The organism is Micromonospora sicca, from assembly GCF_003172935.1.
In the GTDB taxonomy this organism is placed as follows: Bacteria; Actinomycetota; Actinomycetes; order Mycobacteriales; family Micromonosporaceae; genus Micromonospora; species Micromonospora sicca.
Genome location: NZ_QGKS01000180.1, coordinates 20,437 through 28,574 on the forward strand (window position 1 = coordinate 20,437; position 8,138 = coordinate 28,574).

The 8,138-nt window shown below is 72.8% G+C and carries 8 protein-coding genes; 4 read left to right on the plus strand and 4 right to left on the minus strand.

Annotated elements, in window-relative coordinates:
* Positions 1-49: 49 nt before the first annotated feature.
* Together DKT69_RS10315 and DKT69_RS10320 are read right to left on the minus strand one after the other, a co-directional pair.
* Positions 50-1,276: an IS110 family RNA-guided transposase gene (locus tag DKT69_RS10315; RefSeq protein WP_109801342.1), complete on the minus strand. Its 1,227-nt coding sequence runs from the start codon at positions 1,274-1,276 to the stop codon at positions 50-52.
* A 243-nt stretch (positions 1,277-1,519) separates the two neighbouring features.
* The gene (locus DKT69_RS10320; RefSeq protein ID WP_109801343.1) at positions 1,520-2,110 is read right to left on the minus strand and encodes a TetR/AcrR family transcriptional regulator; all 591 of its coding nucleotides are present in this window, start codon (positions 2,108-2,110) and stop codon (positions 1,520-1,522) included.
* Between the two features lie 267 nt (positions 2,111-2,377).
* Between DKT69_RS10320 and DKT69_RS10325 the strand changes: the two genes are divergently transcribed.
* Positions 2,378-4,621 (plus strand): hypothetical protein, encoded by a 2,244-nt coding sequence (locus DKT69_RS10325; RefSeq protein ID WP_109801344.1) that lies wholly within the window; start codon positions 2,378-2,380, stop codon positions 4,619-4,621.
* Positions 4,622-4,627: 6 nt separating this feature from the next.
* Here the strand turns inward: DKT69_RS10325 and DKT69_RS10330 are convergent, their stop codons facing one another.
* A complete protein-coding gene (locus DKT69_RS10330) occupies positions 4,628-5,116 on the minus strand; it encodes a MarR family winged helix-turn-helix transcriptional regulator (protein ID WP_109801345.1) in 489 nt (162 codons plus the stop codon).
* 83 nt (positions 5,117-5,199) lie between these two features.
* Between DKT69_RS10330 and DKT69_RS10335 the strand changes: the two genes are divergently transcribed.
* Together DKT69_RS10335 and DKT69_RS10340 are read left to right on the plus strand one after the other, a co-directional pair.
* A complete protein-coding gene (locus tag DKT69_RS10335; protein ID WP_109801346.1) occupies positions 5,200-5,847 on the plus strand; it encodes an FMN-dependent NADH-azoreductase in 648 nt (215 codons plus the stop codon).
* Positions 5,848-5,995: 148 nt separating this feature from the next.
* Positions 5,996-6,343, plus strand: a complete 348-nt coding sequence (locus tag DKT69_RS10340) for a hypothetical protein (RefSeq protein WP_109801347.1) — start codon at positions 5,996-5,998, stop codon at positions 6,341-6,343.
* Between the two features lie 178 nt (positions 6,344-6,521).
* Here DKT69_RS10340 and DKT69_RS10350 read toward each other — a convergent pair whose 3' ends face one another.
* Positions 6,522-7,820: a DUF1479 domain-containing protein gene (locus tag DKT69_RS10350; protein WP_236647529.1), complete on the minus strand. Its 1,299-nt coding sequence runs from the start codon at positions 7,818-7,820 to the stop codon at positions 6,522-6,524.
* 88 nt (positions 7,821-7,908) lie between these two features.
* Between DKT69_RS10350 and DKT69_RS10355 the strand changes: the two genes are divergently transcribed.
* Positions 7,909-8,138, plus strand: a 230-nt coding sequence (locus DKT69_RS10355; protein ID WP_146231023.1) for a winged helix-turn-helix domain-containing protein, incomplete at its 3' end; no start/stop codon positions are given.

The following is an 8,138-nucleotide window of genomic DNA, read 5'->3' on the forward strand; positions in this document are numbered from 1 at the left end:
GTCGACGCCCCGGGGCCCGGACGGCTCGGACACCCCAGGAGCTGAGATGTCAAGCGGCAGCGCGTGGTGTGCGGTGTGACCAGGCGGTGGTCTGGTTGTAGTGAGTGTCGGTCTTGAGGCAGCCGTGGAGGATTCCGACGAGGCGGTTGCCGATTTGGCGGAGGGCAGCGTTGTGTCCGATCTCGCGGGAACGTAGCTCGTCGTAGTAGGCGCGCACACCCACGTCGTGCAGGATCGCGGCGCCGGCCTGCATGTGGAGAGCGTCGACGAGTCGGTCGTTGTGGACGAACCGGGCGTGGACGGTCTTGGACTTTCCGGACTGGCGGGTGATCGGCGCGGTGCCGGCGTAGTTCTTGCGGGACTTGGCGTCGGTGTAACGGCCGTGGGCGTCGCCGAACTCTGCGAGCACCCGGGCGCCGAGGATCACGCCGATGCCGGGTTGGCTGAGGTAGACCTCAGCGTCCGGGTGCTGGCCAAAATGCGCCTCGACCTGGCTTTCCATGGTCCGGATCTGCGTGTTGAGGGTTTGCAGGATCGCGACCGTGGCGCGGACGGTGGCCGCGTAGGCGCCGGTGACGACCTCGGCCTGGCCCAGATGCGCGGTGCGCAGGGCCTGCTGGATCGCCGCGGCCTTGGCCGGGATGTCACGGCGGCGGGCCCGTTTGAGCACTGCGCTGATCTGCGACAGCGAAAGCCTGGCCGCCGTGGCCGGGGTCGGGGCCTTGGCCAGCAGCTCCAGAGCGTCGGTGCCGGTCAACGTCAGCGGCTGGTAGGCATCCAGCGCGGCGGGGAAGTACTCCCGCAACGCGGCCCGCAGCCGCAGCATGTGCCGGGTGCGTTCCCAGATCAGGGTCTGATGCGCGCGGGCCACGACCTTGACCGCCTCGGCGAGGTCGGAATCGGCGGCGACTTGCCGCAGTTGGTGGCGGCGGGTACGGACCATGTCGGCCAGGGTGTGCGCGTCGGCCTTGTCACTCTTGGCACCCGACAGCGACACCAACTCCCGGTGTCGCGCGGCCTGCTTGGGATTCACCCCGTAGACCTGGTAACCGGCCGCGATCAACGCCCGAACCCACGGCCCACGGTCGGTTTCGATGCACACCAGCACCTGGGACGGATCACCATCATCGGGCAGGAACCTGCCCACGAGCTCGTGGAAACGGGCTATCCCCTCCACGCCCTCAGGCAGCCGGGCCGTGCGCATCGCCCGGCCGTGCTGGTCCTGCACCTCCACATCGTGATGATCTTCAGCCCAGTCGTCTCCTACGAACAGCACTCCGGGTCTCCGCTCCGCCAGGGGTCGGTGTCAGCAGCCCACGGAAGACTCCAGCGCCCTAATGGACCAGTGCTCACGCCAGAACCCAGCGGGCACGACACCCCATCAGCCGTTCATCTCCCGACCACAGGCGGGGGCACGCTCTACCCCAGGACTCCATACATCGGCCCAGGTGAGGGGAGTGCTCACCCGCCCGCGGCTACCAGGCACCGAGTCTGCCAGCGGCTGACCCGGCAGCCCCCATTAGGTGAGGATCCGCGCCGTGGTGACGGCGAGGAACTCCTGGACGGGCTGGCGATCGCCGGCGGCCTTCGCCCGCGCGACCGCGCCCTCGTAGCTGTGGACGATGAAACCGGCGAGCACCCCCGCCGGCTCGTCTCCATGCAGCTCCCCCGCGTCCCGGGCCTGCTCGATGGCCCCGGCCAGGGCGTCGACCCAGCGGGCGAACCCGGCGTCGACGGCGTCCCGGACGGCACCGCTGTGCGGGGGGATCTCGGTGGCGAAGTTGCCGAGCAGGCAGCCGCGGTCGCCCAGGGTGTCGGAGAGCGCGACGAGGCACCGGAGATGGGCGGTGATCCGTTCCAGCGGGCTGCCACCCTGCTTCTCGTCGAGCATCTCCAGCGGCACGGCGGACGCGTACCGGGTCACCGAGTCCAGGGCAAGGGCTTCCTTGCTGGCGAAGTGGTTGTAGAAGGTGCCCTTCGGGGCGCCGGCCGCGGAGACGATGTCCTGGATGCTGGTGCCGTTGTAGCCCCGCGTGTGGAACAGCTCCAGCGCCGCCTCGGCGAGCCGCTGCCGGGTCCCGGCGGAAGCCGGCGACTTGGGTCGTCCCATCGGTGAACCACTCCTCCCGGCCGCTCGGCGGGCCGGCCGGCCCGCGCTTGACGTCGTAACGCTATGACCGGTCGTCTCGAAATGCCAGGACCTGTGACCACGGCCGCACGACCCGGCGCGGCAACCGCCGGGGACGGCGCGGCCGGAGCGCGGTTGGCGGGCCGTCGGGCGGGTAGTCAGCCCGGCCAGCCGGGTGGCGGCGGAGCTCGTCGTCGGTCCGCGACCCGTCACGAGCTGCTGGCCGCGCGCAGCGGGGGTCGCGGGCCGATGTCGGAGGAGTCACCGCCGCCCGGACGCCAATACGTCCCGGGCGAGGTCGTGGAGCTGCGGGTGCACGGCGTCTCGGGCGCCGGAGCCGAGCAGGTGCTCGACCGGCCGCACGTCCACCAGGTGGCCGGGGACCGCAGCGGTGGCTTCTTCCGGCCCCGGCCGGACTACCCCGACTCCACCGGTCCCGGCGGGGTGGTGCTCGAGGCGTACCGGTGGAGCGACCTGCCGTCGGGCACGGCCGCGCGGACGCTGTCCCTGGTCTTCCTGCTGCCGTTCATGCTCAGCAACGTGGCGATCTGGATGCGCCCGGCGGACCGGGGCTCCGGCTCGGGCGTCAAGGTGCTCTGCCGGCTGATCGCGCTCAACCTCACCCTGGTGTACGTGCTCTCCGCGGTCGGCGTCGCCCTCGACCTCATCGCCTGGAAGTGCATGGGCTCGCCCCGCTGCCTGGAGGGGCGGGCCTGGCTGTCCTGGCTGGGCGGTCGCCCGGTCGGGCTCCGCCTGGTGGTGCTCGTCGTGCTGCCGGTCGCCGCCCTCGGGCTGCTGTGGATGCTCAGCGTCCGGCCCGGCCGCCCGTACGAAGCCTTCCGCACGCCGGGCGGTGACCCCGAGGGCGACCGGCTCAGCGCGGTCGGCCAGTGGGACGCCATGCCGATGGTGGGTCGGTTGCGGGCGATCCACGTCGCCGCGGCGTTCGCGGTGCTGAACCTCACCCTCCTCGCCGCGCGGGGGGCCGGCGGGCCGTCGCCCGTGGTGATCGTGCTGGCCGCGGTCGCCGGCGCGGTGCTCGCGGCGTGCCTGGCGCTGCTCTGCGCCGGCGCGTCGGTGGAACGGGCGTCGACCGGCCCGACGGATCGGCTGGCCGCCACCGCGCGCGTCGTCGCCTGCGCCCTGACCGTGCCGACCCTCGGGGTCGTCGCGCTGGACGGAACCTCCTGGCCGCACTCCACCGGACTGCCCGGGTACAGCCGGATCGTCGCCTGGGCGTTCGTCGCGCAGATGACGTTGCTCTTCGCGCTGGCCGTGCTGACGCTGTGGCGACGTCGCGGCCGGGATCCCCGGCAGGCGCTGCTGCGCGGCCTCGGCGCGCCGGTCATCGCGACCGTCGCGGTGGGCCTGGCCAGTGCGCTCTCCGCCGAGCTGGTCTACCGGACGGCGTACTTTCTCAACCGCCGGGCGATCACGGGGAGCGCCGGCGACCTGGTGCCCCCGCCCCTGGCGTACAAGTGGGCGATCTTCACGTTCTTCCTGGCGTCGATCGCCGCGGTGGCGGCGGGCGGCGCGATCACCCTGCTCACCCGGCCGGGCCGGCGACGGGCCGCCGCGGCGATCGTCGCCCGGGACTTCCCGGACGCTCCGCCGGAGGCGGCCGACCGCCTGGACCGGGTGGCGAGGACCATCGCCCGGGCCCGGTTCACCGAGCGGCTCGGGCCGCTGGCCATGGTGTTCGCCGGCCTGGCCGCAGTCGGTCTGGCCGCGAGCGTGCTGGGCCTGTTCGAACACCAGCCCGGCCCGTTGGTGGAGCGGTTCCTCGGCGTGCCGGCGGAATTCGTGAACTTCGGGCTCACCTTCGGCAGCTACCTCATCGCCGGGATCATCGCCGGGCTGGTGGTCGGCGGCCTGTTCGCCTACCGGACGGCCGAGTTCCGCCGGTACGTGGGCGTGGTATGGGACCTCGGCACCTTCTGGCCCCGGGCGGCCCACCCGTTCGCGCCGCCCTGCTACGCCGAGCGGGCCGTGCCCGAGCTGGCCAAGCGGATCTGCTACCTGGCCGGCCAGCACGACGGCGTCCTGCTCACCGGCCACAGCCACGGCTCGGTCCTGCTCGCCGCGGCCGTACTGCAACTGCCGGCCCCGGTGCGCCGCCGGGTCGCACTGCTCACCTACGGGTCCCCGCTGGACCGCCTGTACACCCGGCTCTTCCCGGCGTACCTCGGCCGGGACGTGCTGCGCGAGATGGGCGCCCGGATCGACTGGCGATGGGTGAACCTGTGGCGGGACACCGACCAGATCGGCGGCTGGGTGTTCGCCGCCCACCGGCCCGGCGACCCGCCGCCGGGGGCCGACCCGAGCGAGCGGGTGGACCGCCGGCTCAGGGACCCGGAGGACGTGGTGGTGCCCCCGAGCGACAGCGTCCCGCCGCCCATCCGCGGCCACTGGCCGTGCGAATCCGACGAACGGTTCGCCGCGGCGGTCCGCGACCTCGTCGGCCGGCTCCGCGCGGCGGACCGGGGACGCTAACCGGCCTCAGCAGGTCTGCGCGCCTCCCGGCGCATCCCGCAACGCCTCGGCGCAGCTGGCGGGGGTGGCGGTGGCGGCCTGCTGGAGCAGCTCGTAGAGCGTCTCGCGCTGCCCCGGGTCGAGGGCGCCGAGCACCTCCCCCTCCACCGCGGCGAGGGCGCACTCCGCCTCGCGGAGCCGTCGGGCGCCGGCGTCGGTGAGCTCCACGACGTGGCGCCGCCGATCCTCCGGCGAGCGTCGCCGCTCGATCAGCCGCTCCGCCTCCAGCTCGTTGAGCAGCCCGACGATGTTCGTGCCGTCCATGGCGAGGGTCCCCGCGAGGGCCTGCTGGCTGCTGCCCCCCTGCGCGCGCAGCACGGTCAGCGCGACGAGGTGACGTGGCCGCAGGCCCAGCGGCGCCAGCACCGTCTCGGCCCGCAGCCGCATCCGCCGCGCGAGGTGGTCGAGCAGCGGCGCCAGGCGGTGCTCTGGCTGGTCGACCGGCGCGGCGGGCATGTGACCCAGTCTACCGACCAACCCAGGAGTCTGCGTGATACAAATGGTTCGCGCATCACCAACGATTACGGAAGGGCAAGCCAATGCCGCACCTGTTGCACATCGACTCGAGCATCCAGGGGGACCGCTCGGTGAGCCGCCGGCTCACCGCCCGGGCCGCCGACGCCTGGCGGGCCGCCCACCCCGGCGGCACGGTCACCTACCGCGACCTGGGCCGCGAGCCGCTGCCGCACCTCGACGAGGCCGGCGGCCTGGCCCGGATGGTGCCGGCGGAGCACCACACCCCGGCCCAGCGGGCATCCTGGGCGTTGACCGAGCAGCTGGTCGACGAGGTGAAGCAGGCCGACACGGTCCTGCTCGGGCTCCCGCTCTACAACTTCGCCGCGCCCAGCAGCGTCAAGGCATGGGTGGACCACCTCATCGCGCCCGGCCTGTCGTACCACCCGGAGACCCAGGCCGGCCTGCTCGACGGACGTGAGTTCATCGTGCTGGCCACCCGGGGCGGCGGCTACGGCGCGGGCACCCCGCGCGCGGGCTGGGACCACGCCGAGCCCTGGCTCCCGCACGGCCTGGCGATGACCGGACTCGAGCCCCGCTTCATCACGGCCGAGCTGACCCTCGCCCAGGTGAATCCGGCCATGGCCGGGCTGATCCCGCTGGCCGAGGAGAGCCTCGCGGCGGCGGAGCGCACCGTCGACGGCCTCTGGGTGCCGGCCGCCGCCGCCGCGTAGCGGCAGCCGGCTTCGTCCGGTCGTGACCGGCCCGCGCCGGTCACGACCGGACGTCACCAGGCGTGCCGGCGCAAGTCCCCCGGACCACGTGCGCCGGCAACCTCACCGACTTGCATTCGGTACCCAGGTACGGGTTTACCGTGGGCGCATGACCACCGAGGTGAGGCTCGACCAGGGCTGGGTGCCCGAGGCGTGCACCCTGCCGACCGCGCAACGGCCGCTGCGGCTGGCCGAGTTCGACGAATTGTTCGCCACCGTGCGGCGGGCCGAGCGGCTCGGCGACACGCGGCTGCGCCTGACGCTGGCCGGGCCGGCCGAGTTGGAGACGGCCGTGCGGGACCTCACGGAGCGCGAGAGCCGCTGCTGCTCCTTCTTCACCTTCGACGTCACCACGCAGCCGCCCGGGCAGGTCGTCCTGGATGTCGCGGTCCCGGCCGTGCATGTCGACGTCCTCGACGCGCTGGCCGCCCGTGTCAGCCAGCGAGGCACCCCTTGAGTGGGCCCGACCCGTCATCGCCACCACGCTGCAGTCGGCGATCGACGCCGGCTGCGACGACCTGACCGCCTGCGCCGCCAGTTCCTGCTGCCCGCTGCCACGGACGGTTGCGCCGGCGGCAGGTGCTCCTGCCCGGTGTCCTGACCACCGGGCCGGGTGACCCCGCTCGTCCTCACTGTCAGTCGAGGCCGAGACCGCGGCGCCCGGTCGTGTTGAGGTCCTCGGGCGGGAAGCGGTTGGACCAGCTGCGCTCGTAGTGCTCCTCCGGGAAGTCGCCGGGGCTGGACCCGGTGCGGAAGGCTTCCCGGACGTCGGCCGCGTACCGCTCGTTGCGGGGGCACCAGGGGGCGGCGGGGATGTACATGACGTTGCCCCAGCCCTGCTGGTCGGTGACGGGCGCGACGCTGTGGATCATGTCGCAGTGCCACCAGACGGAGTCACCCGCCTTGACGTCGGGGATGCCGGCGAGGGCTCGCATGAGCAGGGGGTGCCAGGTCTCGTTGGCGGGGAAGACCTGGTTGACGGTGACGCCGCACATGTCGTCCTCGGGCACGTCGGCGAGCAGCGGGCGGAGCATGAGATAGGCCATGGCACCGGGGATCGGGACGGTGTGCAGCACCCCCTGGTCGTGGTCCATGTCCGACAGGGCGGTCCAGCCCTGGAAGGTGCGGAAGGCCGAACACATCGTGGTGCCGGGGTACTGCGGTCCGACGGTGCGGTGGGCGGCGTCCCAGGAGTCGTACTGCTCGACGGTGCCGTCGAAGAGGTGACGGAACGTCTGCTGGTAGGCCCCGGTCATCCACAGGTCGAGGGTGCCGGGGTCGAGGTGGGTGCCCAGGCCGGTGGAGTTCGCGCCGGGGGGCCGGCGGCGGATGCGGTCGGGGTAGAGCGAGTCGCGGTTCGGGTCGAACCACTGCCCGCCCTCGGACTCGTGCTTCCACTGGCTGTTGAGGAAGGCCTGCACCCGTGCCATCCGGTCGCTCTGCCGGGCCTGCATCTGGGCCGGGGACCAGTAGATCGGATAGATCTCGGGCTTGGAGCCGACGCTGCCGAAGAAGTCGTCGCCGGGACCGCGGTACGTGTCGAAGAACGCGTTGCTCTCGACGTACTCGACGATGTCGCGGTCCCAACCGAGCGCCTGCTCCCGGTCGAAGTGGCCGCGGACGACGAGACAGCCGCGGCGGCGCAGCTTCGCCAGCGCGTGCTTCGGGACGGTGCCGGCCTCGATCTCGGCGTAGTCGATGACCGGCCAGATCGTCTCGCCCCGCGCCCGGGCGTCGGTGATCTCGTCGACCTCGGCCCGGATCCGCCGCTCGACGACGGCGAACACCTCCTCGACCGTACGGCCCGACGCGGCGATGCGGGCGCGCAGCGCCGCCTTGATCTGTTGGATGGCCCCCGGCAGGTCGGTCGGCGTCTCCTCCCAGTGCGGGAGCGGGGGAAGTGGGGCGGTTGCCAGCACGGGTGAGGCGGTCACGGCTCGACTCCTTCTAGTCAGGGGTCCTTCCTTGGTTACGGTAGGGCGCGCCCCCCTTCTAGGCAAGACTCCTGACTAGAATCGTGGCGTGACCGCTGCGAAGCCCTCGCTGGAGCTGCTCCGATCGCTGACCGACGAGCACGTGCTCCGCGAGTTGATGCGGGCCCGGCGCCTGACCCGGGCCGACCTGGCCCACCGGACCGGCCTGTCGAAGCCGACCGTGGGCGAGAGCGTGCGCCGGCTGACCGAGGCCGGGCTGGTGGCGGACACCGGGGAACGCACACCGGGGGGACTGTCCCTTATACACATCTCCGAGCC